Below are 26,143 nucleotides of genomic sequence, written 5' to 3' on the forward strand. Positions count from 1 at the left end.
CTCCAGACATGAATCGTCGGCCCATGCTTCGGCGCCATATCCGTTTCGTGTTTTCCAGCGGTACCTCCGGACGGCCTAATGAGGAGATGAGCGATTGAGTCCCTTAGCGTATATCGCCGTCATCATCGCCGCCGCCGTCGCCCTGTTCATCTGGAACAAGCTGCCGGTCGTCATCGTCGCCATGGCGACAGCATTGGCGCTATGGATGACGCAGGTTCTCACTCTGGGACAGGCACTGGGCGGTTTCGGCGATCCCGCCGTCATCTTCATCGCCTGTCTCTTCATTGTCAGCGCGGGCCTCGAGACGACGGGGGTCACGGCCTGGGCGGGCCAGCTTCTGATCCGCGGCGCCGGCAGCGAGAGCCGGACGCGCCTCCTCCTTCTTACCATGAGCCTCGTCGCCGTGCTGACCGCCTTGATCAGCGTCAACGGCGCAGTCGCCGCTCTGCTGCCGGTCGTGGTCGTCATGGCGGTGCGCCTCAAGCGGAAATCGTCGCAGCTCCTGATGCCGCTCGTCTTCTCCGCCCATGCGGGATCGATGCTTGCGCTGACCGGCACGCCGGTGAACGTTCTCGTCTCGGAGGCGGCGCTCGAGGCTGGCGTCGGTGAATTCGGTTTTTTCGAATTCGCCCTCGTCGGCGTTCCCCTGCTCGCCGGCACGATGGCCATCATCATCCTCTTCGGCGAACGGCTTCTGCCCCAGCGCAACGGCGCCAAGATGCCGGCCGATCTCAGCCGTCATGCCAAGACACTGGTCGAGCAATATGGTCTCGCTGACGGCATCCTCCGAATGCGCGTGCGCGCAACCTCGCCTTTTGTCGGCCTCTCTCAGTCGGACATCGATCTCTCGGCCTTTTCCGGTATGCAACTCGTCGCTGTCCAGGACGGGGAGAGCGCCGCTCCGCTTCGCCGACCCGTGAGGGAAGGAGACCATATGCTCGTGCGTGGGAATGCCGAAGCCGCCGCGGCCCTCGCTGCGCAGATGCATCTCTCGTTTCGCGATGAGTTGACCGTGGGTCAGGGTGAAGAGACCTTGTTCAACCGCCAGTCCGGCCTCGCGGAAGTGGTGATCCCGCCACGCTCGGGCCTCATCGGTCACACCGTGTTTCCGGGCATGGTCACCGACAGTGGCGACCTCATCGTTCTCGCCGTGCAGCGCGCGGGAGCCGAAATCGACACTGGAAAGCCAAATCCCGGTCGTGGCGGCATCACCCTCCATGCCGGTGACACGATGCTGCTTCAGGGCACCTGGAAGGCTCTCGACGTCCATCTCAGCGATCCGGACGTGCTGGTGGTGAACTCGCCCGAACTGGTGCGGCGCCAGGCCGTGCCCCTTGGACCTGGGGCCTACCAAGCCATCGCCATCCTGTTCGGCATGGTCATACTGCTCGCAACCGGCTTCATACCGCCCGCCGTCGCGGGCCTTCTCGCTGCCGGCGCCATCATCCTTTCGCGGATCCTGACTGTCGAGCAATCCTATCGCGCCATCGACTGGACGACGGTGATCCTGGTTGGCGCGCTGATGCCGTTGTCGATCGCGATGGTGGAGACGGGAGCAGCCCAGTTCATGGCCGAGGGCCTCGTCTCCATGATCGGCAATGCTGGCCCCTTGGCCCTGCTCGCTGGCCTTTTCGTGCTGACCGCCATCATGGGACAGCTCATCAGCAATACGGCGACCGCGCTGATCGTCATTCCCATCGGAGTTGCAGCCGCGACAAGCATGGGCATCTCGCCTCGTCCCGTTCTGATGAGCACCGCAGTTGCCGCGGCCGGTGCCTTCCTGACTCCCATCGCAACCCCGACGAACCTGATGGTCATGGGGCCGGGAGGCTATGCGTTCGGCGATTACTGGAAGCTGGGACTGCCCCTGCTCATCTGGTTCTTCGTCGTATCGGTCTTCCTGGTGCCATTGATCTGGCGGTTCTGATCCGCTCCTTCAGCTCGTCCGCACCTGCCAAGCGAGATAGCCAATCGCCGAGCCGACGCTGATCAGATTTAACCCAAGCAGAAATCCTAAAAGCCAGACTGACGTCACCGGCAGATTGACCCACAGGATAAGGGAAAGCACGATACCGACCAAGCCGCTTGCCAGCACCCATCCCCAATGGGGGAACGGCCGGATCGTCAATGCGAACACGACCTTGGAAATACCCTCCATCATGAAGAAGACGATGAGGAGGAGCGTGATCGTCACCATTCCCTGTGCCGGGTCGCGTAGGAACAGGAAGCCGATCAGCATAGCAAGGCAGATGGAGATCAGCTGCAGCCAGAAATGCGGCACATGCCGTGCACTGATGAGACTGAGTCCCTGCAGCAGGCCGCTGATCACCAGCAGCCAGCCGAGCAGAACGACAACCGCTGTCGACGAGAAAATCGGATAGATAATCGCAAGGAAGCCGGCGGCAACGAGAAGCAACCCCTCAACGAGATACCACAGCGAATAACGCTTCACGGCGTCCCGCATCGCTTCGCGGAACACTTCCGCCGCTGCGTCCAACGATATGGCCATCGCGCCCTCCCTCCACCTCAACCTTCGCATCGGTTCCTGATTGCCCGGACGACATTCGATGTCTGCGGGCAATAAGGACCGTAAGTCATGCTACTCCAAGCACAGAGGAGCGCAAACAAGAAGGGCCCGAGCACGTTCATGCAAGTGACATGGAGAGAGGCCTAAGACAGCCCATCTCCATCTTTCCGATGCCCTGGCAGGGGTACGGAAAGAGCATGTTCGTATCGCTTTAAACTTCCGGATCTGTCTACGGCGCCCCTGCCGCTATCGAGCCCGCAGCCGCCACACCTTCACTCGGACTCGGCGCGTGCGCCTTCGACAGCGCAGCCTGAAGCTTGGCTTCCTGTTCCGGCGACAGAGAGGAACGGATGATGCGCCCCTTGAACCCCGAAAGCTCGGCCAGCACCTTCTCGGGCTGCGATTTACGGATCAGCAGGAACAGGGCGGATGTATCGGGCTGGAGAGTGTCACCGATGGATTTGATGAAGTCGTCGTTGATGCCGTAGTCGATCATGCTGCCCGACAAGGCTCCCGAGCCTGCGCCGACTGCGCCGCCGATGGCAAGACCGGCGAGCGGATTGAGGAACAGCAATCCGATGAGGCTGCCCCACAGCGCACCGGACAGGCCGCCGGAGGTTGCTCCGAGTTTCACGAGATTCGTGCTCTGCTTGATGCGCACGGCGCCGTCTGATCCCCGGATCGCAACGACAGCATCTTCCAGATCGATAAGATATTCCTTTTGCATACGCGTCAGCTCGGTCAGAACGCGGTCTGCATCGTTTGGGTTGTCGAATCCAACGACCACCAGTTCGGCCATGAGATGCCTCCTCCGTAGCGCCAGCCTCCGGAGAGTAGTGCGAGTTCCTGACACGTCCATCAGGTGCAACCCCGAGGCGGGATCAGGATTATCATGAGGTAAGGCTGAAAATTCCACCTTGATATGCTTCGTAGCATCATTCGTGGCAGCCATGAATTCTTGGCCATTGTGGGGGAGACCTCCTGGGAGGGCGACGTTGCAGCCTTAGGTCAGGCTTTGCACCACGAGAATCCAGGGATTTCCCGAATAGCCAAATTCGGAATGTCGGGTGAGGCTATATCCGAGCTTATTCCGTCACCGGATCGAGAGCCGGAACTCAGGAGGGAAAGTGCAATGAGGACAATCATGACAGCCATCGCGGCGGGTGCGCTCATGCTTTCCGCCACCGCCTGCACCACGCCAGGAGAACGCGCAGTTGGCGGCGCCGCTGTTGGCGGTCTCGCCGGTGCTGCCGTCGGCGGCGCGGCAACGGGACGGGCGAGCGGAGCCTTGGCCGGAGCGGCCGTCGGTGCGGCCGGCGGCGCGATCGTCGGCGCGGCAACCGCCCCGCGCACCCAATGCCCCTATGGCACCTATCGGGATGCTTACGGCAACCTGTATTGCCGTTGACGGCCTGACGCCAACAGGGAGCCGTTGCTTGCTGACAGGTTCAGCATTCGCTTGAACATGTGACTTGCCTGTTCAGGATCTGGCGATCGCGCGGCATCCGTGAATTCCGGCTACGATTGTAGCGACCGGATTATTTGTCTTGCGCATGCATGTGCCGAAGCGTGGCTGGAAGTTCGAGTCTTGCCTTTCGTCATCGCTGAAGCGGCTGAACCTCCGTCCGCTTCGCAACGCTTCCAGCGGCCTTGGCTTCCAATCGTGCCGGATCCTGTCGGCCGCATTTGAGACGACGCAGGTCCGCAGCAGGCGCAGGTGCTGCGGCCTTCGTCGTGCGCAGATTGCCAACGGGGCTTTTCCCCTCGGCCAGACCGGTGTTGAGAAGCTCGCGCATGACCAGTGTCCGTGTCGCCGCACTGGGCGACCCGAGGACCACGCCGATGACCCGTCGGCTCCCGCGAAGGGCCGAGACGGCCACATTGAAGCCAGAGGCGCAGACATAGCCAGTCTTCGAAGCCTCGAGGCCGGCGTAATCCTCGACCAGCTTGTTGGTGTTCTTGAGCAACCGACCGTTGACCGTTATGGACGGCGTCCTGAGAAGATCCATGTAATCGGCATGGTAGCTCAGGAGCACCAGCATGAGCACGGCCATGTCCCGTGCATTGGTCACCTGCCGGTCATCATGCAGGCCGGTCGGATTGACGAACCGGGTCCCGGTCATTCCGAGGCGTTTCGCCTCAGCGTTCATCGCCGCGACGAAGGCCTCCTCGCTGCCTCCGATGGCTTCCGCAATCGCGACTGATACGTCGTTGGCGCTCTTGACCATGATAACGGTGAGCGCATCCTCCAGCCGGAGAGACGCGCCCGGTGGCACCCCGAGCTTCGTCGGAGCCTGAGCGGCCGCCTTCGGGCTCAGGACAATGGACGTGTCCATGCTGACGCGGCCCGACCTGACAGCCATAAGCGCCAGATGCGTCGTCATCATCTTGGTGAGCGATGCCGGATGCCAGGAGCGGGTCGCTTCTTGAGCGGCGAGAATGTCGCCGGAGGACGCATCCACAAGCAGCATGGGAGAGGCGCCGACCGAAGCAGGCATCAGGAGAAGGCCGGCAGCCAAGAGGATCGAGAGCGGCTTCATGCGCGGATCGTTGCCCGAACCGCGGCCATACGCAAGCGCCCGAGGGCGAAAATCTCCCCGCTCTACCACTTTCGGGCTGCTGCGAGGCGGTTTGGAAACAATCCTCGCGCCTGTCAGATCGCCGTTTCAGCCAGCATGAGGATGATGCCCAGTGCGACCAGGAGGATGCTGGGCCAATGGTGTTTGGGATGCAGGGCGCGCACTCTCTCCCGTGGTTCCAGCGTTGTGCCAGAACCCGTCGGGCCCATGCGATGCGGCTCGCTCAGGCGTCCCTTCCAGAGGACCTGACCAGCCGCGAGCACGATCCCTGCCACGATAAGCAGTGCGCCGATCCAGATGAGGACCATGCCCGATTGCATGAATCCCTCCCCATGATGAGACCTTGGGCTTGAAAACATATCACACCCGTGGCGGGAGGCACAGGAGTGGCCCCTTCAGGGCGCAGTCGGAGCCGAACGGTTGAACAGAAGGACCTCGGGATGCCCACGCATGGCTTCCTCTGTACAGGCTTCAGACCCGAGCGTGTCGCGAAGCCGCGGATAGGCTTTCGCCAAGTCGTCCAGCGTCACATTCTGCGCGATACGCGGATGGGCAACGCAGACCGCGCCGTGCTTTCCCCAGGCCGCCTCGAAAGGCATGGAATCGGTGGTCTCAGGTTTCTGGATGCCGAACCGGTCATAGACATCGATCACCGTGCCATCACGGGTCGTCGCATGATCGTCGCCGCCATAATCGGCGCGCACCAGATGAATGCAGGCGGCATGAAGATCGCGCATCGGTGCATTGGCACTAGCCTCCCAAGGCCGATAGCCCATGAGGATGCATTTGCCCTCCGCTCCACTCGTACAGGTGATGGCGATTCCGGTTTCCTTCAGCAGAGGCAGGCCCAACCGTCTTCCACGCGTATCGGGTTCGCATGCGTCATGCCATCTCTGCCCCTCTGGGCTGTCGATGAGAAGCCGGTAGAGCACGATCGGCTTGCCAGACGTTGAGTTCTCTTCCTCGACCGCGTCAATCAGCAGCGTCACGTCCTGTGTGCCGCTCCGAATGACAACACGGGTGCCAATCAGGGCTTGCCGCTCGAGCACGCGCCCGTCATCGAGCCGCAGCCGGAATTCGCCCCGATCCGCCTCCAGGCGGCCATTCAGGGCCTGAACAGGGATAGGCAAGACCAGGGAAAGCAGCCCCCCGAGAGCAAGGGCATTCGCAAATGTCGACATGGCGAACCGGCCTTGGACCCTTGCCTGAAAGGCAAGGGTCCGCCACTGAAGCTTACTGAAGGGTCACGCGCCCGCCATCCTTCAGGATGACGGTGATCGCCTGGCCTGCGGCCGCACTCTCATGGACCGTACCGTTGAGAACGAGTCCGTTGAGGCCTCGGCCATTCAGGCCGCGACCGTTATCGAGTGTGGCGGCATTCGCTTCTGCAGCTGCGTAAAGTCCCGATGCCAGCAGGAGTGGCAGGACATAGAGAATCTTCATGTTAAGTCCCTCTCTAGGCCCCTTTGGTGGAGCGTGTCCTTAACGGATCTTATTATTGAAACTAAATATTGTTACAATAATTGGAGAATTCAATAGCCTTAAGATTGAATCTCTCCGCGACGGCTCGTTCCAGTGTCCTGGCGCACCGGCCTCCCTGGAAGCGCGGTCCTTATGAAGCGGTAAAATCGCGCTGTTGCTGGCACTGTCAGACCGCCTGCCCGGCACACCAGCCGGATGACCAAGCCCACTGAAAGTTGTATCCGCCGAGCCAGCCCGTGACATCCACCACCTCGCCGATGAAGTAGAGGCCGGGTACCGCCTTGGCCTCCATCGTCCGGGAGTCGAGTTCGCGGGTGTCGACGCCGCCGAGCGTTACTTCTGCCGTGCGATAGCCCTCTGATCCGGCTGGCTTGAAGCGCCAGCGGTTCACGGCTTCGTCGATGGCATGAAGCCTCTTGTCGGAATAATCGGCGAGATTGGCTGGCCCCCTCTCCGTCTCGGCGATCAGTTGCGCCAGACGCTTGGGCAGGAAGGCGGACAGAGCCGTTTGGAGTGCCTGCCGCCCGTTCTGCGCGCGGGCGGCGCGTAGCTCCTCGAAGAGATTCACGCCCGGCAACATGGAGAGCACGATCTCGTCGCCTTCGCGCCAATAGGAGGAGATCTGCAGGATCGAGGGACCGCTCAAGCCGCGATGGGTGAAGAGCATCGCCTCCGCAAAACTCGTCTTCCGGCAGCTCGCCACCGCATCGACCGACACGCCCGCCAGAGGCGTGAGGCGTTCCAGCATGGTCGGTTCCAGCGTGAGCGGAACAAGTGCCGGCCTTGTCTCGACGATCTTCAAGCCGAATTGCTGCGCGAGATCGTAACCGAAGCCGGTGGCACCCATCTTCGGAATGGATTTTCCGCCTGTCGCCACCACGACGGATCGGCACTGCACCGCGCCCTGCGAGAGCCGCAGCGAAAATCCTTCCGGCGCCCTCTCCACGCTCGCGACGGAGGTGGACAGGCGAAGCTCCACATCGGCTTGCCGCATCTCGTTCAGCAATAGATCGATGATTTGCCTCGACGAGCCGTCGCAGAAGAGCTGGCCCAGGGTCTTCTCATGATAGGCGATGCCGTAGCGCTCCACGAGCGCGACGAAGTCGCGTTGCGTGTAGCGGCGCAGGGCCGAAATGGCGAAGCTTGGATTCTGCGAGATGAAGTTGGCCGGCGCAGCGTTGAGATTGGTGAAGTTGCAGCGCCCGCCACCGGAGATGCGGATCTTTTCGCCGGGCTTGGCGGCATGGTCGAGGACGAGCACGGAACGCCCGCGCTTGCCGGCCTCCACCGCACACATCATCCCGGCGGCCCCAGCGCCGATCACTACAACATCGAATGGACTCAAGGGACGCGTTCCTGCCAGAGTGGGCCTGACCAGGCAGGCTTGTCATAGCCGTGGCTAAGGGATCGCCAAGAAACTTGCAAGGCGTCTCCGCCGGGAACCCACCCCCGGTCAGATGACGAAGAAGTCCTTCTCGGTCATCTTCAGATTCTTGGACAGCGTGGCGATCTCCGCCGCCTTGCCTTTTCCTGAGCCGTCGGCGTCGTAATAGAGCACGCCCTTCCTCTTGTCGTAGATGATGTAGTCGTTCTTGTCCTTGGCCTTCGAGCCCACGACGAAGACATCCTTCAACAGCTGTACGGGCTTCACCTCGATTCCCTTTGTACCGAGCTTGGTGAACACGGCATTGTCGAGCCAGATGCTGTCGTCCTTGACCTTGAAGTCAAGGATCTTGTCGAGGTTCGATTTCTTGTTCGGCTTGGTGTCGAATATGAAGGCATCGCGGCCTGCGCCGCCTTTCAGGACATCCTTGCCAAGCTCCCCTCGGATTCTGTCGTTGCCGCTGTCGCCGGACAGCATGTCGTGGCCGTTGCCGCCATAGATCTTGTCGTGGCCGCCGGCGCCCTTGATCGTATCCGCTCCTGACTCACCAACCATGAGTTCCGAGCTTCCTGAACCGTCGATAGTCGTTCCAGGGACTTCCGGCGGACGGTATCCCGATGAAGTGTAAGTGCCGCTGGCGTCGGTGATCTTCTTGACACCATTCGATTGGAGTTCATGCCTTTGCAGGTCTGTGAAAGTCTTTCCCTCGATGATGACCCATATGTTCTTTCCGTCCTGACCACTGATAAAGGTCGCGAGCTTCGCGTCGCTGATCAGAAGAGTGGCGGCATCATCGGCGAAAGAAATCGTCTCGATATTGGAGATCGCCTTTCCCCGCAGGTCGAGACTTGGCCCGTGAAGGCGCAAAGTGTCGCCTATGATAGAGAAGCCAGGCTTGCCGCCATCCAAGGTTGTGACCGTGGAGAGCGTCTGCGCATTGAACTCGAAGATTTCCTCGGCATCGCTCCCCTGCACCTTCTCGATGCCGATAAAGGCGCCGAGCTTGGTAAAATCGTATTTGGCACGATCCTAGGGCTGTGCATTCGGTACGGAGAACCTGAGCGTATCGAATCCGGCGGCACCATCGAGAACGTCGCCGGGCCCGAGACCGTTCAAGTCCGCAACGAAAATCTCATCGGCGGCCGTTCCGCTCAATGCATCGAGGCCCGAGGTCAGGACCATCACGTTCGCCGTAGCAACGGTGACGTCGATCGTAGCGACGCCCTTCCGCATGCCGTCGTCGGATGCGGTGACGATGACCTTGCGATGCACTGCGAGTGTCGGATCGGCGTTGATGTTCACATAGGTGATGGCCCGGACGAGCTTGTTGACCAATTCCGGCGTCGCCCCGCTCGTCAGCGCCACCGACAAATCCTCGCCGAGAGCGCTGTAGATCTCTCCAATCTCGGTTCCGTCGACGCTGATCTTGCTTCCGGCAAAAAGGCCGTCCGACAGGCGTACCGCACCTGTCGTGTCGATTCCGATGCTCTCGGTCGGGAGCTTCGACCCCTCAATCCGAGCCGACAGGGAGCTGATCACTCCGTCGTCATCGGTGATCACGGCATCCGCGCCCGGATCAAGCAATACGGATTGGCCCGGAACGGTACGCACGGACGATCTGTTCAGGTTGGCAATGACGGGAGCTTCGTTGATGCTCACCGCGCCGTCGGCATAGGTAATCTTGTCGATGCCACTGGCATGGAGAGCTTGGCGCTCTTCCGAACTCAATGACACACCGTTCATAATGAGGTGGTCGTTCTGCCCGAAGCCCTTGATCTTGAAAGCTGTGGCCTTGTCGGCAAGCATCACGACGGAGTTGTCCGACAGCAGATTGATACGGGCGAAATTCAGGATCGTCTTCGCGCGGAGATCGAAATTGGTTCCTTCCAGCAGAAGGGAATCGTCGGACGAACCGGCGCCTCCGTCAATCGTAACGACATCCCGCAGATGATCGTCACGAAGCCAGATCGTATCGTAGTTCGACGTAGCGCGAATGATCTCGACATCGGACAGGATAGTAAGATCCGACAGATCAAAATATCCTGAATAGGAGTCGGACCGCAGATGAAGCGTATCGTTTCCCGCGCCTCCGTCAATGGTCCCGATCCATTGGGAGACGCCCACGGAAGCTGTCAGTGTCAGAACATCGTTGGCGGCAGTGCCGACAATATTGAGAGTGGTAGGACCTGAAAACCCGAAGCTCATGGATCGAACAACCAATACAGTTTGCGTGGCCGAAACTTGGCCATTCGTGAGGATCGTTTATTAATGACATAACATTTTATTTATGTACAGACATAGCTGGACCAAACTACGTAGCGCTCAAGCGGGGCCGGTCTAAAGTATGATTTCGGCTCAACCCCTCGATTGAAGCCAATCCGTCCGGGGTGTACGATCGGAGGGTTACCAAGCAACTGCGCATCCCGAAGCGACGGTGTGTCAGTTAAGCCGCCCTCCAGGCATGCGAGAGTCCTCGTCTCATAGGAGGTTGTCATGACGATTGCACCCACCCTTCAACGCTACATGTCGGATCAGGGCATCAGCTACGATCTGATCCCGCACGAACCGGCGATGACATCGCTGGGCACGGCTCATGCAGGGCATGTGCCGGGCGACCGGCTGGCAAAGGGCATCATGCTCAGCGACGGACAGAACTATATGCTCGCTGTCCTGCCGGCATCGCACCACTTACGTCTGTCCGATCTCAAGATGGAGCTGGGCCAGGAACTGCGCCTCGCCTCCGAGGAGGAAATCGTCGAGGTGTTCCGCGACTGCGATCGCGGCGCCATTCCGCCCGTCGGTACGTGCTATGGCCTCGATGTCATCGTCGAGAACAGCATGGAACGGCAGCCGGACATTTACTTCGAAGGCGGCGATCACGCCACGCTGGTTCATGTGAAAGGCGATGACTTCGCACGCCTCAATCCGCGGGCTCAGCACGGCACGTTCAGCGAACGCATGTGACATCCTAAATCGATGAGGCATGCCCGCGAAGGCGCATGAGAGTCGATGGTTGACCTGCTGCGAGGCAGGTCAACTCGGCAATATCCCAAAACCGTGATAAGGACCACTTCATTCAGGCTTCGTGCGAAGCCTCAACTCCACCTGCCTTCTGTCTCGCGTGATCCTCGCCTCATGCCGCATCTTGCCGAATACGGAGCCCTGTTCGCCGCTGCCTTTCTCTCGGCCACCGTCTTCCCCTTTCAGTCTGAAGCCGTGCTCTTCGCCATGCTGGTGGCCGAGCATTACACGTGGTGGGTCCTCATTCTTGTGGCGAGCGTCGGCAACATCCTCGGCTCCATCGTGAACTGGTTCCTGGGCCGCTTCTTAGCCCACTTCGAGGATCGACGCTGGTTTCCGGTCAAGCGCAAGCAGATGGTAAAGGCCGAGGCTTGGTATCATCGATATGGCCGCTGGACGCTGCTGTTGAGCTGGCTGCCGATCATCGGCGATCCGTTCACCATCGTGGCGGGCGTGATGCGCGAGCCCCTGCGGGTCTTCGTTCCGCTCGTGACACTCGCCAAGACAGGCCGGTATCTGGCCGTGGCCGCGTTGAGCCTGGGATGGATCTAAGCTCGCACTTCCGGCCATCGCAGCGTAAACTGGTCTGCTAGCAGCACGCTTTAGTCTCGCACTGCCTCACACGGGAAACCTGGCATGCAGCGCCGACTGACCGCGATCATGGTGGCAGATATCGTCGGATATTCCTCCCTGATGGAGGCCGCCGAAGAGCAGATGGCCGACCGTCTATCTGGCTGCCATGAGCTCGTCCGGGAGAAGGTGTCCTGCCTCGACGGCAGGGTATTCAACTCCTCCGGCGATTCATGGCTTGCCGAGTTCTCCAGCCCGATCAACGCCCTGCGCTGCGCGTCCGAGATCCGGAACTCGCTCGCCGGCAGCTCCGTCTCCGAGGGCGACCCGCTGCACCTGAGGTTCGGTCTCCACCTCGCCGATGTGGTCATCCATGGCGAGGATCTGATCGGCGACGGAGTGAATGTCGCGGCGCGCATTCAGCAGGACGCGGAATCGGACACCATCTGTGTCAGCGGCGTGTTCTTCGACAACATCCGCCGGAACTCCCCCTTCGCCTTCGACGATCTGGGCGAGCGACATCTCAAGAATCTGTCCGAACCGATCCGTATCTACCGGCTGCGGGACGAGGTCAACCGGTTCCGCCTGCAATCGGCGCCGACCCGCGTACAGGCGGCCAGTGAGAAACGACCCTGCTCCATCGCAGTCATGCCCTTCCGCGTCATGGGCGGGGACGAGGACCAGCTCTTTCTCGCCGAGGGCCTGACGGATGAGCTGATCGTCGAACTCGCACGCTTCCGGCGTCTGTTCGTCAGCTCGCGCAGTGCGAGTTTTGCCATCAGCGGGAACGGATTGGACCCTGTCAGGGTCGGCGAACTTCTCGGTGTCCGCTATGTTCTGGAAGGTCAGGTCAGGAAGATCGCCGACCAGATCCGGATCAATCTCACGCTCACGGAGACCGAAGGCGGCTCGGTGGTGTGGAGCGACAAGATCGCCCGACCTTTTTCCGAGCTTCTGGATTGGGTCGACAAGACGGTGGCGACGATTGCGGCAACGGTGTTCGGGCGCATGGAAGATGCGAGCATGATCACGGCCCGGCGCAAGCTGCCCGAGAACATGACGGCCTTCGAGTGTCTGCTGCGTGGGATCGACTGTCATCGGCTCGGCGGTGTGCTCGAGGAGTATTCCCGCGAGGCGGTGAAATGGTTCACCCGGGCCATCGAACTCGATCCGAATTACGCGGCTGCCTATGCTTGGCGGGTCTGCGCCGCATCGGATCTTCCGGAGTTCAGCTTTCCCGAAAGCGAGCCCGATATCCGTCACGCTCTCGAACTGGATCCCTGCGACGCCGAAGCAAACCGGATCGCCTCCTTCTTCGAACTCCTCAAGGGCGATTTCGATCATGCGGGGACGCTGATGCGACGCGCCATGGAGTTGAACCCGTCGGACGCCTATATCAAGGCGCGCTGCGCTGCCGTCTCGACCTTCATCGGCGAGGCCGAGGTATCTTTAAAGCTGCTCGACGAAGCTGAGGCCCTCGATCCGCTCCTTCCCGTGTGGTGCATTGAAGAGCGCGGCATCGCCCATTACTCGCTGGGGAGCTACGACGAGGCGCTCGCCGCCCTAGGCAGGCTCGTCTTCCAGACCTTCCGCTCCCGCCTCTACCGCGCAGCCGCTCTGATGGCGCTCGGCAGGCCGGACGATGCGGCCCCACTCGTGAAGGAGGCCATTGCGAGCAAGCCGAGCCTGACCGTGTCCCGATTTCTGTTCCAGGAGCGTTATCGCGACCCGGCACTGCGCCAGCAATTGCGGCGGCGACTGGAGGATGCCGGCCTCCCGCCGTGATCGTCGAAGACGGACCCTACGGTCCCTGCAGACTCGACCAGATCTCTTCCAGATGGCGCGGGCCCAGCACGGCGCCGGAGGCGGCCCGGATGACCGTCTCCATGCCGGCGGGCGGCTCATTGTTCATGGCCCAGTGAACGGCCTCGCGGAGGGTGGTAAATTCCCTTACGTCACTCGGTTGGCCCTGGCCGGCCGTGCCGATCAGTTCGTATTGCAGATGGGCCGGGGCATCCAATTCGGCTTTGGTGAGCATGTCGCGGTCCTGCCTCGTTCGGGATGTCTTGAGCAGGACAACGTTCTTCAGGCTTCAGACGTTTCAGCCCTGTGCTCCTCGCGCGCTGCCTCCCAGACCTCGCGCGCGGCATCGGCATTCATCGCCGCTATGGCAAGGCCGACGATCAGGTCCGGCCAGGCCGAGAGCGTGGCGGCCGTGACCAGTCCCGCTCCAACGATGGCGACATTGGCGATGGCATCGTTGCGGGCGGACAGGAAGGCCGCCTTCGTCAAGCTGCCGCTGTGGTGGCGGTAACGGGCGAGAAGAAAGGCGCAGGTGAGGTTGACGATCAAGGCCCCTGCCCCGGCGAGCGTCAGCGGCACCGGATCGGGCGCGACCGGTTCCCAGAACTTCTCCCAGGCTGTCCAGAGGGTGGCAAGGCCCGGTACGAGGATGATCCCCGCCAGTACCATCCCGACCCGCGCCCGCATCCTCGGTCCCCAGCCGAGAGCCGCGAGAATGAGGAGGTTGATCGAGGCATCCTCCAGGAAATCGACGCTGTCGGCGAAGAGCGACACCGAACCGATGGCGAGCGCGACCGCGAACTCGATCCCGAAATAGCCCAGGTTCAGGACCGCCACGATGGCAACGGTTCGCCGGAGGGCTTGGTCATGAGGCGGATGGTCCATGGCATTCCTGTCTTCAGGGCTGGTCGCGTCGAGCCCGTTTATCAGCAATTCCATTGCGGCAAAGCAGGCGCGACCACAAGGAATGGCAAATTTTCTTGCAACTCGCGCAATTTCAGTTGAACAAAGCCCCAAAGTTCAAGGGGAAACCATGCCAGCCTATCGTTCTCGCACCACCACCCACGGCCGCAACATGGCCGGCGCTCGCGGCCTCTGGCGCGCCACGGGCATGAAGGATTCCGATTTCGGCAAGCCGATCATCGCCGTCGTGAACTCTTTCACCCAGTTCGTGCCGGGCCATGTCCACCTCAAGGATCTGGGCCAATTGGTGGCGCGGGAGATCGAGAAGGCGGGCGGCGTCGCCAAGGAGTTCAACACCATCGCGGTGGATGATGGCATCGCCATGGGCCATGACGGCATGCTCTATTCCCTGCCCTCGCGGGAGCTGATTGCGGATTCCGTCGAGTACATGGTCAACGCCCATTGCGCGGATGCGATGGTGTGCATCTCCAACTGCGACAAGATCACCCCCGGCATGCTGATGGCCGCCATGCGCCTCAACATCCCCGTGGTCTTCGTCTCGGGCGGGCCGATGGAAGCGGGCAAGGTCGTGCTCAACGGCGTGACCAAGAAGCTCGACCTCGTGGACGCCATGGTGGCCGCCGCCGACGACAAGATTGCGGACGAGGACATCAAGGTCATCGAGCGTTCCGCCTGCCCGACCTGCGGCTCATGCTCGGGCATGTTCACGGCCAATTCCATGAACTGCCTCACCGAGGCGTTGGGCCTGTCGCTCCCCGGCAATGGCTCGACGCTCGCCACCCATGCCGACCGCCGCCGCCTCTTCGTGGAAGCCGGCCACCTCATCGTCGATCTCGCCCGCCGCTATTACGAGCAGGACGACGAGACCGTTCTGCCGCGTTCCATCGCCTCCTTCGCGGCCTTCGAGAACGCCATGACCCTCGACATCGCCATGGGCGGCTCGAGCAACACGGTGCTGCATCTCTTGGCCGCGGCACATGAGGCGGGAGTCAACTTCACCATGGCCGATATCGACCGCCTGTCGCGCCGCGTGCCTGTGCTCTGCAAGGTCGCGCCGGCCGTCGCCAACGTGCACATGGAAGACGTGCACCGCGCCGGCGGCATCATGGGCATCCTCGGTGAGCTCGACCGTGCGGGCCTTCTCGACACCTCGGTGCCGACTGTCCATGCCGAGACCATGAAGACGGCGCTCGACCGCTGGGACGTGCGGCGCACCAACTCCCATGCCGTGCATGAGTTCTTCAGCGCGGCCCCCGGCGGCGTGCCGACGCAAGAAGCCTTCAGCCAGGCGAGCCGCTACGACAGCGTCGACATGGACCGCGCCGCCGGCACGATCCGCGACGCGGAGCATGCCTTCTCGAAGGATGGCGGCCTCGCCGTGCTCTCCGGCAATCTCGCGCTCGACGGCTGCATCGTGAAGACCGCCGGTGTGGACGAAAGCATCCTGGTCTTCTCCGGCCCGGCCATCGTCTTCGAGAGCCAGGACGACGCCGTCAGCGGCATCCTCAACGGCAAGGTCAAGGCCGGCGACGTGGTCGTCATCCGCTACGAGGGACCGCGCGGTGGGCCTGGCATGCAGGAGATGCTCTATCCGACCAGCTACCTGAAGTCGAAGGGTCTCGGAAAGGCCTGCGCCCTCATCACCGACGGACGCTTCTCCGGCGGCACCTCGGGTCTCTCCATCGGCCACGTCTCGCCGGAAGCGGCCGAGGGAGGCACCATCGGCCTCGTCCAGGACGGCGACCGGATCGAGATCGACATCCCGAACCGCCGCATCCACCTCGCCGTGGCCGAGGCCGAGTTGGAGTGCCGCCGCGCCGAGCAGCAGGCCAAGGGCTGGCAGCCCGCCGCACCGCGCAAGCGCAAGATCTCGGCAGCCCTCAAGGCATACGCCATGCTGGCGACCAGCGCCGCCAAAGGCGCCGTCCGGCAGATCTGACCTTAAGTTTATTGAAACACAAGCAGGGCCGGGAAGGCATGAGCCTTCCTGGCGCTGTTTTCATTCCAGCCCGGCCTATTCGCACCTCTCTTCAGCAAGAAGAAGCAGCCTATACTTGACTAAGGCAAGTATAGGCTGACGCGTGAATAAGACTCGTCCTTTCGTTATCAAGGGCATGTCGAGCAAAATATTTCTTCTTTGCTTTGCCATTTCCCCTCCAAACGTAGAGTAGCCTGCCCGCCCGTCCTTCCTAATTCGAAACGTTATCCTGTTTCAAACAGGGAGGAAGCGCCATGCATAGCAATCATTTCAAGAACGGTTTTATTGCGGTTCAGCCGGACAGCCCCGGCAGTCGCACGGGTCATCTGCGGATCCTATCGTTTCGGTTCCCATCGACCTTCGCCATCCCGGCTCTCGCGATTGCCGCCACTATCTCTCTTCTCGGCACCGCCCATGCGGATTGCACGTCGAGCGTCTCCGGCGGTCAGACGCGAGTGGTCTGCTCAGGATCGACGACCAATCACTACTGGGCGTGGGAAAACACGCCATCCTCGGTCGACGTCCAAGCGGGCACCACCATGCAGACGAGCGGTGCGGCGATCCGTGTGGAGGGCAACAGCAGCGTCACAATCGCAAACGGCGCCACAATCACCGTGACCGGCGGCAATGCGGATCAAGCCTATAACGCGATCTATGCCGAAGATGACGGAAGCACCCTCACCAATAACGGCTCGGTCTCGACGCGGCAGAACTCCGTCGATGGGCTGGAGGCAACCGGCAGCAGGAACACGCTCGTCAACAACGGAAATGTCTCGACACAGGGGACTTCGTCGGAAGCGCTGATCGCGCGCGGCCACAACAACATTCTCCGCAACAGCGGCACCATCGAAACATCGGGCTCCTCCGCCCGCGGCCTAATCGCGGAAGGCAACAACAACAGCTTCGTGAACACAGGCGCGATCCGTACCACGGGTGCCGGCGGTGAAGGCATCCGCGCCGATGGGGGCGGCACGACGAACCCCGCCTTGAACGCCACAATCACCAACAGCGGCACGATCACCACGAGCGGCTATACCGCTGACGGCATCCGTCTGATCGGGAACGACGGCACGATTACGAATGACGGAACGATCACCGCCTCAGGCCTCGAAGGGCGCGGCATCAAGGTGGAAGGCAACGGGAATCGGGTGGAGAATCGCGGCACCGTGCAAGGCACAGGGAGCGAAGGCGAAGGGCTCTACATCATCAGCAATGCGGGCCAGACCAACAGCGTCATCAACCGGGAAGGCGGCAGCATCATCGGCCGCGACGAGGTGGCGATCCGCGGTCGCTTCGGTTCGGAAGCGATCGAGAATTTCGGACTGATCCAAACCCATATGGCTGGCGGTGCCGCCGTCGATCTTGGAAGCGGCAACGATTCCTTCCTCATCGGAGCAAGCTCGAACATCCAGGGCTTCGTCAATGCCGGGGCCGGCACGGATACGTTCAAGCTCGGGGGCTCGACAAGCGCCACGTTTGACGTTCGCGAGATCGGCACGAGCGCCAAATACCGCTCGTTCGAGCAGTTCGAAAAGGTCGGAACCTCCATCTGGACCACGGAGAACGACAACAACGGCACCATGCCCTGGGCTGTGCGCGAGGGCATGCTCCTGGTAACCGGAAGCATGGGCGGCTCGGACATGACGGTGTATCGCGGCGCCACTCTCGGCGGCACAGGCACCGTCGGCAGCATCGATGCGCTCTCGGGCAGCATTCTCTCTCCCGGCATCGACGGAGCCTCGAACCGCGCAGGTGTCGGAGACATACGGACCCTCAACGTCAGGGGCGATGTGAACATCGCCGCCGGCACCACGTATCGGGTCGATCTCAACAACAGGTTCGAGAGCGACCGGATCGTCGCCGGGGGGCAAGCGACCATTCGTGGCGGTACGGTCGAGGTCCACCCAGAGCAGGCCACCTATGCGCCAGGCCGCTGGACCATCCTGACCGCTCAGCGGGGCGTGACCGGCCAGTTCAGTGATGTGGACGATCTGATCTTCTTCCAGCCGATCCTGACCAAGGACAGCAACAACGTCTATCTCGAATTGCTGCCTATCTTTCCGGGAACAGATCCGGATCAGGATCCGATAGATCCTGGAACGGATCCGAGGCCGAGACCTGTGCCTCCCCTGCAACCCGAGACCACGCCACCGGTCACGATCCTGCATCACGAGAATCTGTTCCGGGCCGCGATCCTCTGCCGTCTGCGCTGCTCGTCCTCCGATGCCATGGGCGCCATGCCCTCCTTCGTGGCAATCGATTCAGTGCCTGTGTCATCCGCGGCGGATCATCCGGCACGTCGCACAGCGGCGGCCCCCGTCGAGGCGGCTCCCTCCACTCAAGGAACCGGTTGGGGGATCTGGGGCAAGGTCCTCGGCTCCATCGGGCGCACCGATGCCACGCCGACCTCAGCGGCCATGGAGCGGAACACGGGCGGCATCGTGGTCGGCGTCGATGGCGGCCTCGGCACGCCCTATCGCCTCGGCATCGCGGCCGGCTATCTGGCGACCTCCTTCGACATCGATGCGGTGGCCGCATCCGGCGACATCGACAGCTTCCACATCGGCGCCTATGGCTCGGCCGCCTTCGGAGCCTGGAATCTTCGCGGTGGCGTGGCCTATGGCCATCACGAGATCGACCTCTCCCGCGGCTTCGTCTCCGGACGCTTCCGCGGCGGCGATACGAACACGTCGGCCGATTCACTCCAGGTCTTCGGAGAAATCGGCTACACGTTCCTGCTCTCGGAGCGTGTCACCCTGGAGCCTTTCGTCGGGCTGGCTCATGTGCATGTGAGCGGCCACGACGTAGTGGAGAACGCCTCGCCGTTCCAGGCGACCGGCGAGGTCGCCTCGTTCGACACCACCTACTCCACCCTCGGCGCCCGCCTCGTCGCATCGATGCCGACCGAGGCCGGTCTCATCACCTTCAAGGGCATGCTCGGCTGGCGCCATGCCTTCGGGGACGTGGCGCCCGAGGCGCGCTTCACGGTCAACGGCTTCCCAGCCCCATTCCTCGTGGTTGGTGCCCCCATCGACCGCGACAGCCTCGTGGTGGAAGCAGGCGTGAACTGGCAGGTCAGCGAAAAGGTGACCATCGGCCTCATGTATGACGGGGCCATCGGGCAACGGGACCAGGAACACACCCTGCGCGGCAGCCTGAGCATTCGGTTCTGAATGGATCGGATGGAAAACCGGGTCCATTTTTCGCACGATGTGCCAGCGCCGCAGCGGCAGGCAAAAAATCTGCCGCTGCCAAAGGTCCCAGCCGGGCTGTCAAGCCTTGACGAAACACTGTCTCCTGGAGTCCAGTCGGGGAAAGCCCAAATCAGCCACAGGATCCTTGATGCCCCGCTTCGCCTTGACCGTCAGCTTCCTTCTCCTTGCCAGCCCGGGTTTCGCTCAAGGAACCCCGGAGGGTAAGGCTCTCCAGCTGACCGTCCGGCCGTCCGGCTACGAGGCACAGGCCAACGAAGCCACGGAGCGGCAGCAGAAGCTGCTCAAGCGGCTTGAGCAGAGCAATCACATGATGCGGTCGATCTGCATCAATTGCGGCGACGGGTGGAAGCACCAGATCTACGCCCCCTTCAATCCCCTCGCGTCGCTGGGGCGCTCCGGCCAGCCCTCGGAAGAAGCCGGTAACTAAGCCGACAAACAGACTTTTGGCCGCGCCTGCCGCATATTGAGAAGCTTTTCCGCCCCCTCTATATTCAGAGGGGTGAGGACGACCTCGCGCCTTCATGACAACCGGTAGGGACGGCCCTGCCAATGACGGAGGTCCTGTCATGGCATGGACTTGGCTCGGTCTTGCCGGCTTGTTCGAGATCGGCTGGGCAATAGGCCTGAAATACACCGACGGTTTCACCCGCCCCATTCCTTCGCTTCTGACCGCCGTGAGCATGATCGTCAGCGTCGTGCTGCTTGGCCTGGCTCTGAAAACCTTGCCCGTGGGAACGGGATATGCGGTCTGGACCGGGATCGGCACGGTCGGTACGGCTCTCTTGGGAATTTATCTCTTCAGCGAACCGGCAACCGCGATGCGCCTCACCTGCATCGGGTTGATCGTATCCGGAATCCTTGGCCTGAAGTTAGCCTCAGGCTAGCCCCGGCAGTTATGGTTGGGGGGTCATGACTGCATTCGCTCACATCAGGCCGAAATCCGCGGCCCGAGGGCTCAAGGCCTTCGTCGTCGTGGTCTGCCTCGTCATCCTCGGCCTGGGGGGCTGGCGTGACTGGAGCGAGCGGAAGCAGGAAATCGCCAGGATCAACGCCGAAACGCTGAACCTGGCGAAATCGCTCGTCCAGCATGCGGAAGATACCTTCGAGGTGGCGGACGCTCTTCTGGTGGATGTGGTGGACAGGGTCGAGATGGGCGGCATTGTCCCCGACGCTGCGAGACGACTCGACGCCTTCCTCGTCGAGCGGGTGCAATCCCTGCAGCGCATAAAGTCCATCTCGGTCTATGAAGAGGATGGATTTCTCCTGACGAGTTCCCTGCCCGGCCACCGAGGCAAGGTGAACGCCAAGGACCTGGCTTTCTTCCAACACCATAGAACATCCCCCAGCGGCGACTGGTTTTTCGGCCCCCTGATCCGAGATCCGCTGGGCGGCGATTGGGTTCTCACCCTCTCCCGCCGCATCGACAAGCCGGACGGAAGTTTCGGCGGTGTCGCTCAGGCCAGCATCCCGCCTCGCTATTTCGCCAATTTCTTTGGCCGCTTCGATGTTGGAACCCAGGGCAGCATCACGCTCATTCACAAGAATGGGACACTCCTGTCACGCTACCCTTACATCGAGCGCGCTATCGGGGCCGATATCTCGAATGAACCAAGCTACCAGAGCGGAAGAGGCTCGGGTTCCTACGAATACCTCTCCCCCGTCGACCAGGTTGCACGTATGGGCGGCTACCATCGCAATCACATATTTCCCATCGGTGTTCTTGCATCCGTAGGCCGAGACGAAACACTGGCGGATTGGAATAGGGAATTTGTCTTCCGCACAGTGGTCATGAGCCTGCTCGTCGCCACGATCGCCGCTCTGGGCTGGATCCTGTCGGCGGAGTTGCGCCGTCGTGAGGAAGCGGAGGCCGAACTCTCGGTGCTCGCCGTCACCGATGGCCTGACGGGTCTCGCCAACCGGCGCCTGTTCGACAAGCAGCTCGAGACGGAATGGCTCCGGGCTTCTCGGGAGAAATCACCGGTTTCCCTGCTCCTCGTCGACGTGGATCAGTTCAAGGCTTACAACGACATCTATGGGCATCAGGCCGGCGACGAATGCCTGCGTACCATCGCCAAGACGATTGCGAGCGCGGCCCGCAGACCGGGCGATCTGGTGGCGCGCTATGGCGGCGAGGAGCTTGTAATTCTTCTGCCGGATCTCGACGAGGTCGGCGCGGCGGCCGTAGCCGAGAACATCCGCGCGAAAGTTGAAGCGCTCTGCGTGCAGCACGAAGCCAACATTCCCTCGCGCACCCTGACCGTCAGCATCGGCAGCGCAACCTGCGTTCCCAGCTTGGACCGATCCCGCAACGGCCCGGAGAGCCTGATCACGCTCGCCGATGCAGCCCTTTATCGGGCGAAACAGGGCGGCCGCAACCGGGTTGCGGCCGCGAAAGCTGCCTGAGCCGGAACAGATCCCGCCCAGGCGGCCGGGATTCAGAACGCGTACTCCTCGAAAGCGGGCATCACCGAGCCGTTCCATCGCCCGTGATAGAGTTCCAGCAAACGCTCTGCAGGTGTCCGGCCTGAGGCGACGATCTCCTCCGCATAGGCGAGATGCACCGTCTCATCGCGGCCTGTCTCGTCGCGATACGCACGGCGCGCGAGACCGGCCCGCGAGAGGGCCAGCACATCGCGAGCGATATCCTGCACGGAACGGCCTGCGATGCCGGCCTTGAGCGCCTGCTTCGGCACGTCGGCGCGCAGCTGCTCGCGCTGTTCGGCGCTCCAGTTCTTGACGAGCTCCCAGGCTCCATCGAGCGCTGTCTCGTCATAGAGCAATCCGGTCCAGAACGCGGAGAGGGCGACGATGTGTTCGAGATTGCCCACATCCGCGCCGCGCATTTCGAGATAGCGCTTCAGGCGCACTTCCGGAAAGACGGTGGAAACGTGGTTCGCCCAATCCGAGCGCGTGGCGCGCTCACCCGGCAATCGAGGATGCCTGCCGGCAAAGAGGTCGCGGAAGGAGGAGCCTGCCACGTCATGATAGGTCGCGTCGCGCTTGACGAAATACATCGGTACGTCGAGCACCCAGTCCACATAACGCTCGTAGCCGAAACCATCCTCGAAGGCGAAAGCCATCATGCCCGTGCGGTCGCGATCCGTGTCGCGCCAGATCTCCGAGCGCATGGAGAGATAGCCGTTGGGCCTGCCTTCGGTGAAGGGCGAGTTGGCGAAGATCGCAGTGGCGACCGGCTGCAACGCGAGAGACACGCGCAGTTTCTTCACCATGTCGGCCTCGGACCCGTAATCCATGTTCACCTGCACGGTCGACGTGCGGTACATCATGTCGAGACCGAGCGAGCCGACCTTCGGCATGTAGTTCGTCATGATGCGATACCGCGCCTTCGGCATCACGGGCGTCTCGGCCCGCGTCCAGAGCGGGCTCATGCCGAGCGTGAGGAAGCCGAGCCCGAGCTTTTCGCCAACCGCCTTTGCATCAGCGAGGTGCTGCGCCGTCTCGCGAGCGGTCTCGTGCAGCGTCTTGAGCGGTGCGCCCGAGAGCTCGAACTGTCCGCCTGGTTCGAGCGAAATCGCCGCGCCACCGGTCTCGTCGGCAAGACCGATGGGATGGTCGCCCTCCATGATCGGCGCCCAGCCGGTGCGCTCCTGTAATCCCTCCAGGAGCGCACGAATGCCCCTGCCCCCGTCGTAGGGAACGGGCGAGGCATCAGCCTTGTAGAACGGAATCTTCTCGTGTTCGGTGCCGAGCCGCCAAGTCTCGCGCGGCTTCTCGCCGGAGGCGATCCAATCCACGAGCTCCGACCGTGCACCGATGGGGGTCGTATCGGATACGTCCCGCGCCATGCATCACCTCATCAAAAAGCGCGTTCAAGGCGCGCTGACTCAGGGTCGGGACTCAATAAGGGGCTTAAGGCCAAGGCGCAATGAGGACGAAGCTACAAAACGGTGGGGCGTTGCCACCTTCCTTCAGTGCCGGATCGCCGTTTCTCCCATCGTCTCCGCACTGAGCCAGTCGACCACGCCGGCCAGGGCATCCCGGTTCGGCAGGCCGCGGCCGACCGCTTCAGTATAGAGCGTCAGCTGCTGATCGGCACTGGTGCCGCGGGCCACGATCCAACGGGCCAGATCCAGCTCCCGCTGGCAGCCGAGGACCTTGGCGTCGTCTGCGACGAGATCCAGGGTCTCGGCGAGGAGTTCCCGCACCGGCTTGGCGGTGCGCGTCTTCTCGTCGACGAAGCTGCCATGGATGCCGTAACGCTGCGCTCGCCAGCCATTCTCATCGTTGATGGCACGCGATGCGCCGGTCTGCCCGGCATTGAGCGTGGTGTCCAGGCTGAGGCGGCGGACGAGGCAGCGATAAAGGGCTGCGATTGCGATGGTGTCGTCGAGCCGGGTGCAGCTATCGGCCACGCGCAGCTCAAGGGTCGGATGCTTCAGCGATGGCCTGATCACCCACCAGACATAGCTCGAATTCTCGATGGCGCGGGCGGCCACGAGGGTGTCGATGTAGCGCTGATAATCCTGCGCGCTCTCAAACAGATCGGGGAAGCCGGTACGCGGCAGCTCGCGATAAGCCGCAAGGCGATAACCGAGAAGACCCGTGCGCTGCGCCTGCCAGAAGGGTGAGGAGGTCGAGAGTGCGAGCAGCAGCGGCAGATAGGGCTGGATCCGGTTCATGATGTCGACACGCATGTCGAGATCCGGCACCTCCACATGGACATGCATGCCGCACAGCACATTGCGGCTGCCCAGCATCTGCAGATCGTGCATGACCTTGCCGTAGCGCGGCTGCGCCGTGGGACGCACGCGCGACCAAACGGCGAGCGGATGGGTGCCCGAGGCCATGATCGACAGGTCGTAGTCGCGCGCGACGGCTCCCACCGAAGAGCGCAGCTCGGCGAGCTGCGCACGGGCGTCGGAGAATTCAACTGCCGGCTTGCTCGCGATCTCGATCTGCGGCTCGAGCATTTCGGGCTGGATATCGCCTGAAACCTTGTCCCGGCAGGCGGCAAAGAATTCCTTGATTTTCCCCTTGGCGATATCCCGTTTCAGCGCATCGTTGACGAAGTACTCTTCCTCGATGCCGAACTTGAAGTCCCAGCTCATTTCCCTGTCCTTTTCTTATTCAGAAATGACCCTTCGCACATGCGGACCGGCCTGCAGCGACCGGGCCCAAACTCCGGCTCAATGGGGCCAGAATGGGGCGAATCGACGCGAAACTGCTAAGCTTTTGAAGCTAATGGTGGATCGGCTTAAGTCGCTGTCGGGCGCTGAGGTCAGTTCCAATCGCCGAGCACGGACTGAACGACCGCCAGCGCGGCCACAGCGGCTGTGTCAGCTCGCAGGATTCGCGGACCCAACGATACGCAAACACATCCTTCGCGGGCAGCGACAAGCGCTCTCTCCTGATCGGTGAACCCCCCTTCGGGGCCCACGATAACGGCCAGACCAGCTTGTTTGTTCCCAAGCTCGGCCAGAGCCTTCACCGGGTTAGAAACGGGCGCATTCTCGTCGCAGAAAACGACCAAGCGATCTTTCTCCAAGCCCTTGAGAAAACGCTCCAAATTCTCTTCTTCGCGCACCTCCGGGATCGACAGGATCCCGCATTGCTCGGCGGCCTCTATGGCGTTGCTGCGCATGCGCTCGAGGTTGACCCGGGAGGCCTGGGTCCGGCGCGTCAGGATGGGCTGGAGAACGCCCGCCCCCATCTCCACTGCCTTCTGAACCATATAGTCGAGGCGGGCATGCTTGAGCGGCGCAAAAGCATAGACGATGTCGGGCGCGGCTGTCTGCTCGCGGGTCCGCTCCACGCAGACGAGATCGGCGGCCTTGCGCCCTTCGACCGAGATCTCGGCCCGCCACTCGCCGTCCCGCCCGTTGAAGATCAGCACGGACTCCCCTGCCTTCAGGCGCAGGACATTCAGCAGGTAATTGGCCTGTCCTCGGTCGAGGACGATCCTGGTTCCAGCCTGGAGGGGCGCATCGACGAAGAGGCGGGGAGCGTTGAAGTCGTATTCGGCCATGGCAACCTTCTGAATGGCCTCCCCTGTAACAAGTTCCTCCGCTCCGAGGGAGAGGGTCGGCCATCTTGGTCACGTGAAATTCAGGTGCGATAAGGCACAGCTTATGCTTAAGGCGACTATTCGCCTCTTGGCCTCAAGGCTCTGAACCTGTTAACAGAACGCAGGCGCGCGAGACGTCGCGTGCTTTATGAGGGAATTTGGGCATGACGCATATCCGTTCGCACATCCTGGCTGCGTTTGCCATCGCGGGCATTTTCGTGACGGCTCCTGCCTTTGCGCAGTCGAGCGCCTGCCAGGAAGGACAGAAGATTCTGCAGGAGCGGCAAGGCCTGATCCAGCAGGTCAACAAGCTCACCAATGGCGGCAAGAACAAGCAGATCGACCCACGTGCGGCCTGCGCCATCTTCACCAAGCTCGTGACGAACGGCTCGGCCGGTCAGAAGTGGATGACCGACAACAAGGATTGGTGCCAGGTTCCCGATCAGCTGGTCGAGAGCTTTGCTGAAGACCACAAGCGTTCCCAGCAGTTCAAGGGCCAGGCCTGCGGCGCGGCCGCGAAGATGGCCGAAATGGAGAAGCGCGCTAAGCAGCAGGCTCAGCAGGGCGGCCCAGCCGGCAAGATGGGCGGAGGTTTGACCGGCACCCTGAGCGTTCCGAAGGGCGCCCTCTAAGCC

The 26,143-nt window shown here is 62.0% G+C and carries 25 protein-coding genes; 11 read left to right on the forward strand and 14 right to left on the reverse strand.

Going from position 1 to position 26,143, the window contains the following annotated elements; all coding sequences use genetic code 11:
• Nucleotides 1-94: 94 nt before the first annotated feature.
• The gene (locus tag JO965_RS20365) at nucleotides 95-1,927 is read left to right on the forward strand and encodes an SLC13 family permease (protein ID WP_203440820.1); all 1,833 of its coding nucleotides are present in this window, start codon (nucleotides 95-97) and stop codon (nucleotides 1,925-1,927) included.
• Between the two features lie 9 nt (nucleotides 1,928-1,936).
• On the opposite strand, the gene JO965_RS20370 is transcribed toward JO965_RS20365, so the two are convergent.
• Nucleotides 1,937-2,509 carry an HdeD family acid-resistance protein gene (locus tag JO965_RS20370; RefSeq protein ID WP_203440821.1) on the reverse strand — a complete coding sequence of 191 codons (573 nt, stop codon included), beginning with the start codon at nucleotides 2,507-2,509 and terminating at the stop codon, nucleotides 1,937-1,939.
• A gap of 247 nt (nucleotides 2,510-2,756) precedes the next feature.
• On the reverse strand, nucleotides 2,757-3,326 hold the full coding sequence (locus JO965_RS20375; protein ID WP_203440822.1) for a DUF1269 domain-containing protein: 570 nt from the start codon (nucleotides 3,324-3,326) through the stop codon (nucleotides 2,757-2,759).
• 333 nt (nucleotides 3,327-3,659) lie between these two features.
• Here JO965_RS20375 and JO965_RS20380 point away from each other — a divergent pair, with 333 nt between their 5' ends.
• Complete coding sequence (locus JO965_RS20380) at nucleotides 3,660-3,935, forward strand: hypothetical protein (protein WP_203440823.1); 276 nt, start codon at nucleotides 3,660-3,662, stop codon at nucleotides 3,933-3,935.
• 190 nt (nucleotides 3,936-4,125) lie between these two features.
• Here the strand turns inward: JO965_RS20380 and JO965_RS20385 are convergent, their stop codons facing one another.
• The 7 genes from JO965_RS20385 to JO965_RS20415 form a co-directional block, all read right to left on the reverse strand.
• The gene (locus JO965_RS20385) at nucleotides 4,126-5,067 is read right to left on the reverse strand and encodes a D-alanyl-D-alanine carboxypeptidase family protein (protein ID WP_203440824.1); all 942 of its coding nucleotides are present in this window, start codon (nucleotides 5,065-5,067) and stop codon (nucleotides 4,126-4,128) included.
• A 113-nt stretch (nucleotides 5,068-5,180) separates the two neighbouring features.
• The gene (locus tag JO965_RS20390; protein ID WP_203440825.1) at nucleotides 5,181-5,426 is read right to left on the reverse strand and encodes a hypothetical protein; all 246 of its coding nucleotides are present in this window, start codon (nucleotides 5,424-5,426) and stop codon (nucleotides 5,181-5,183) included.
• Between the two features lie 75 nt (nucleotides 5,427-5,501).
• Complete coding sequence (locus JO965_RS20395; RefSeq protein WP_203440826.1) at nucleotides 5,502-6,287, reverse strand: ADYC domain-containing protein; 786 nt, start codon at nucleotides 6,285-6,287, stop codon at nucleotides 5,502-5,504.
• Between the two features lie 52 nt (nucleotides 6,288-6,339).
• On the reverse strand, nucleotides 6,340-6,549 hold the full coding sequence (locus JO965_RS20400; protein ID WP_203440827.1) for a hypothetical protein: 210 nt from the start codon (nucleotides 6,547-6,549) through the stop codon (nucleotides 6,340-6,342).
• A gap of 205 nt (nucleotides 6,550-6,754) precedes the next feature.
• Nucleotides 6,755-7,933: an NAD(P)/FAD-dependent oxidoreductase gene (locus JO965_RS20405; protein WP_203440828.1), complete on the reverse strand. Its 1,179-nt coding sequence runs from the start codon at nucleotides 7,931-7,933 to the stop codon at nucleotides 6,755-6,757.
• A 108-nt stretch (nucleotides 7,934-8,041) separates the two neighbouring features.
• Complete coding sequence (locus JO965_RS20410; protein WP_203440829.1) at nucleotides 8,042-8,947, reverse strand: calcium-binding protein; 906 nt, start codon at nucleotides 8,945-8,947, stop codon at nucleotides 8,042-8,044.
• Nucleotides 8,948-9,001: 54 nt separating this feature from the next.
• Nucleotides 9,002-10,177, reverse strand: a complete 1,176-nt coding sequence (locus tag JO965_RS20415; protein WP_203440830.1) for a hypothetical protein — start codon at nucleotides 10,175-10,177, stop codon at nucleotides 9,002-9,004.
• A gap of 288 nt (nucleotides 10,178-10,465) precedes the next feature.
• Here JO965_RS20415 and JO965_RS20420 point away from each other — a divergent pair, with 288 nt between their 5' ends.
• The 3 genes from JO965_RS20420 (at nucleotide 10,466) to JO965_RS20430 (ending at nucleotide 13,348) form a co-directional block, all read left to right on the forward strand.
• Nucleotides 10,466-10,936, forward strand: a complete 471-nt coding sequence (locus JO965_RS20420; RefSeq protein WP_203440831.1) for an aminoacyl-tRNA deacylase — start codon at nucleotides 10,466-10,468, stop codon at nucleotides 10,934-10,936.
• A 171-nt stretch (nucleotides 10,937-11,107) separates the two neighbouring features.
• Nucleotides 11,108-11,545 carry a YqaA family protein gene (locus tag JO965_RS20425; protein WP_203440832.1) on the forward strand — a complete coding sequence of 146 codons (438 nt, stop codon included), beginning with the start codon at nucleotides 11,108-11,110 and terminating at the stop codon, nucleotides 11,543-11,545.
• 84 nt (nucleotides 11,546-11,629) lie between these two features.
• Nucleotides 11,630-13,348: an adenylate/guanylate cyclase domain-containing protein gene (locus JO965_RS20430; RefSeq protein ID WP_203440833.1), complete on the forward strand. Its 1,719-nt coding sequence runs from the start codon at nucleotides 11,630-11,632 to the stop codon at nucleotides 13,346-13,348.
• 16 nt (nucleotides 13,349-13,364) lie between these two features.
• Here JO965_RS20430 and JO965_RS20435 read toward each other — a convergent pair whose 3' ends face one another.
• Together JO965_RS20435 and JO965_RS20440 are read right to left on the reverse strand one after the other, a co-directional pair.
• Complete coding sequence (locus JO965_RS20435; RefSeq protein WP_203440834.1) at nucleotides 13,365-13,601, reverse strand: hypothetical protein; 237 nt, start codon at nucleotides 13,599-13,601, stop codon at nucleotides 13,365-13,367.
• A gap of 47 nt (nucleotides 13,602-13,648) precedes the next feature.
• Complete coding sequence (locus JO965_RS20440) at nucleotides 13,649-14,251, reverse strand: cation transporter (RefSeq protein ID WP_203440835.1); 603 nt, start codon at nucleotides 14,249-14,251, stop codon at nucleotides 13,649-13,651.
• Nucleotides 14,252-14,399: 148 nt separating this feature from the next.
• On the opposite strand from JO965_RS20440, the gene ilvD reads away from it, so the two are divergent.
• The 5 genes from ilvD (at nucleotide 14,400) to JO965_RS20465 (ending at nucleotide 21,886) form a co-directional block, all read left to right on the forward strand.
• Complete coding sequence (gene ilvD, locus JO965_RS20445) at nucleotides 14,400-16,229, forward strand: dihydroxy-acid dehydratase (protein ID WP_203440836.1); 1,830 nt, start codon at nucleotides 14,400-14,402, stop codon at nucleotides 16,227-16,229.
• Between the two features lie 293 nt (nucleotides 16,230-16,522).
• The gene (locus JO965_RS20450) at nucleotides 16,523-19,441 is read left to right on the forward strand and encodes an autotransporter domain-containing protein (RefSeq protein ID WP_203440837.1); all 2,919 of its coding nucleotides are present in this window, start codon (nucleotides 16,523-16,525) and stop codon (nucleotides 19,439-19,441) included.
• Nucleotides 19,442-19,610: 169 nt separating this feature from the next.
• The gene (locus JO965_RS20455) at nucleotides 19,611-19,910 is read left to right on the forward strand and encodes a hypothetical protein (RefSeq protein WP_203440838.1); all 300 of its coding nucleotides are present in this window, start codon (nucleotides 19,611-19,613) and stop codon (nucleotides 19,908-19,910) included.
• 139 nt (nucleotides 19,911-20,049) lie between these two features.
• Nucleotides 20,050-20,367 (forward strand): quaternary ammonium compound efflux SMR transporter SugE, encoded by a 318-nt coding sequence (gene sugE, locus JO965_RS20460; RefSeq protein WP_203440839.1) that lies wholly within the window; start codon nucleotides 20,050-20,052, stop codon nucleotides 20,365-20,367.
• Between the two features lie 25 nt (nucleotides 20,368-20,392).
• Complete coding sequence (locus tag JO965_RS20465; RefSeq protein WP_203440840.1) at nucleotides 20,393-21,886, forward strand: sensor domain-containing diguanylate cyclase; 1,494 nt, start codon at nucleotides 20,393-20,395, stop codon at nucleotides 21,884-21,886.
• A gap of 32 nt (nucleotides 21,887-21,918) precedes the next feature.
• Here JO965_RS20465 and JO965_RS20470 read toward each other — a convergent pair whose 3' ends face one another.
• The 3 genes from JO965_RS20470 to JO965_RS20480 form a co-directional block, all read right to left on the reverse strand.
• Nucleotides 21,919-23,289, reverse strand: a complete 1,371-nt coding sequence (locus JO965_RS20470) for a glutamate--cysteine ligase (RefSeq protein WP_203440841.1) — start codon at nucleotides 23,287-23,289, stop codon at nucleotides 21,919-21,921.
• A 123-nt stretch (nucleotides 23,290-23,412) separates the two neighbouring features.
• Nucleotides 23,413-24,552: a carboxylate-amine ligase gene (locus JO965_RS20475; protein ID WP_203440842.1), complete on the reverse strand. Its 1,140-nt coding sequence runs from the start codon at nucleotides 24,550-24,552 to the stop codon at nucleotides 23,413-23,415.
• A 170-nt stretch (nucleotides 24,553-24,722) separates the two neighbouring features.
• Nucleotides 24,723-25,469 (reverse strand): 16S rRNA (uracil(1498)-N(3))-methyltransferase, encoded by a 747-nt coding sequence (locus JO965_RS20480; protein WP_203440843.1) that lies wholly within the window; start codon nucleotides 25,467-25,469, stop codon nucleotides 24,723-24,725.
• A 203-nt stretch (nucleotides 25,470-25,672) separates the two neighbouring features.
• Between JO965_RS20480 and JO965_RS20485 the strand changes: the two genes are divergently transcribed.
• Complete coding sequence (locus JO965_RS20485; RefSeq protein WP_203440844.1) at nucleotides 25,673-26,140, forward strand: hypothetical protein; 468 nt, start codon at nucleotides 25,673-25,675, stop codon at nucleotides 26,138-26,140.
• Nucleotides 26,141-26,143 lie beyond the last annotated feature (3 nt).

The sequence above is a fragment of the Microvirga sp. VF16 genome (genome assembly GCF_016864375.1).
In the GTDB taxonomy this organism is placed as follows: domain Bacteria; phylum Pseudomonadota; class Alphaproteobacteria; order Rhizobiales; family Beijerinckiaceae; genus Microvirga.

What these genes read in the sequence shown, in the direction of transcription:
- JO965_RS20370 (WP_203440821.1), bottom strand. Translation starts at nt 2,509, where the DNA reads ATGGCCATATCGTTGGACGCAGCGGCGGAAGTGTTCCGCGAAGCGATG.
- JO965_RS20375 (WP_203440822.1), bottom strand. Translation starts at nt 3,326, where the DNA reads ATGGCCGAACTGGTGGTCGTTGGATTCGACAACCCAAACGATGCAGAC.
- JO965_RS20380 (WP_203440823.1), top strand. Translation starts at nt 3,660, where the DNA reads ATGAGGACAATCATGACAGCCATCGCGGCGGGTGCGCTCATGCTTTCC.
- JO965_RS20385 (WP_203440824.1), bottom strand. Translation starts at nt 5,067, where the DNA reads ATGAAGCCGCTCTCGATCCTCTTGGCTGCCGGCCTTCTCCTGATGCCT.
- JO965_RS20390 (WP_203440825.1), bottom strand. Translation starts at nt 5,426, where the DNA reads ATGCAATCGGGCATGGTCCTCATCTGGATCGGCGCACTGCTTATCGTG.
- JO965_RS20395 (WP_203440826.1), bottom strand. Translation starts at nt 6,287, where the DNA reads ATGTCGACATTTGCGAATGCCCTTGCTCTCGGGGGGCTGCTTTCCCTG.
- JO965_RS20400 (WP_203440827.1), bottom strand. Translation starts at nt 6,549, where the DNA reads ATGAAGATTCTCTATGTCCTGCCACTCCTGCTGGCATCGGGACTTTAC.
- JO965_RS20415 (WP_203440830.1), bottom strand. Translation starts at nt 10,177, where the DNA reads ATGAGCTTCGGGTTTTCAGGTCCTACCACTCTCAATATTGTCGGCACT.
- JO965_RS20420 (WP_203440831.1), top strand. Translation starts at nt 10,466, where the DNA reads ATGACGATTGCACCCACCCTTCAACGCTACATGTCGGATCAGGGCATC.
- JO965_RS20425 (WP_203440832.1), top strand. Translation starts at nt 11,108, where the DNA reads ATGCCGCATCTTGCCGAATACGGAGCCCTGTTCGCCGCTGCCTTTCTC.
- JO965_RS20430 (WP_203440833.1), top strand. Translation starts at nt 11,630, where the DNA reads ATGCAGCGCCGACTGACCGCGATCATGGTGGCAGATATCGTCGGATAT.
- JO965_RS20435 (WP_203440834.1), bottom strand. Translation starts at nt 13,601, where the DNA reads ATGCTCACCAAAGCCGAATTGGATGCCCCGGCCCATCTGCAATACGAA.
- JO965_RS20440 (WP_203440835.1), bottom strand. Translation starts at nt 14,251, where the DNA reads ATGGACCATCCGCCTCATGACCAAGCCCTCCGGCGAACCGTTGCCATC.
- ilvD (WP_203440836.1), top strand. Translation starts at nt 14,400, where the DNA reads ATGCCAGCCTATCGTTCTCGCACCACCACCCACGGCCGCAACATGGCC.
- JO965_RS20450 (WP_203440837.1), top strand. Translation starts at nt 16,523, where the DNA reads ATGCATAGCAATCATTTCAAGAACGGTTTTATTGCGGTTCAGCCGGAC.
- JO965_RS20455 (WP_203440838.1), top strand. Translation starts at nt 19,611, where the DNA reads ATGCCCCGCTTCGCCTTGACCGTCAGCTTCCTTCTCCTTGCCAGCCCG.
- sugE (WP_203440839.1), top strand. Translation starts at nt 20,050, where the DNA reads ATGGCATGGACTTGGCTCGGTCTTGCCGGCTTGTTCGAGATCGGCTGG.
- JO965_RS20465 (WP_203440840.1), top strand. Translation starts at nt 20,393, where the DNA reads ATGACTGCATTCGCTCACATCAGGCCGAAATCCGCGGCCCGAGGGCTC.
- JO965_RS20470 (WP_203440841.1), bottom strand. Translation starts at nt 23,289, where the DNA reads ATGGCGCGGGACGTATCCGATACGACCCCCATCGGTGCACGGTCGGAG.
- JO965_RS20475 (WP_203440842.1), bottom strand. Translation starts at nt 24,552, where the DNA reads ATGAGCTGGGACTTCAAGTTCGGCATCGAGGAAGAGTACTTCGTCAAC.
- JO965_RS20480 (WP_203440843.1), bottom strand. Translation starts at nt 25,469, where the DNA reads ATGGCCGAATACGACTTCAACGCTCCCCGCCTCTTCGTCGATGCGCCC.
- JO965_RS20485 (WP_203440844.1), top strand. Translation starts at nt 25,673, where the DNA reads ATGACGCATATCCGTTCGCACATCCTGGCTGCGTTTGCCATCGCGGGC.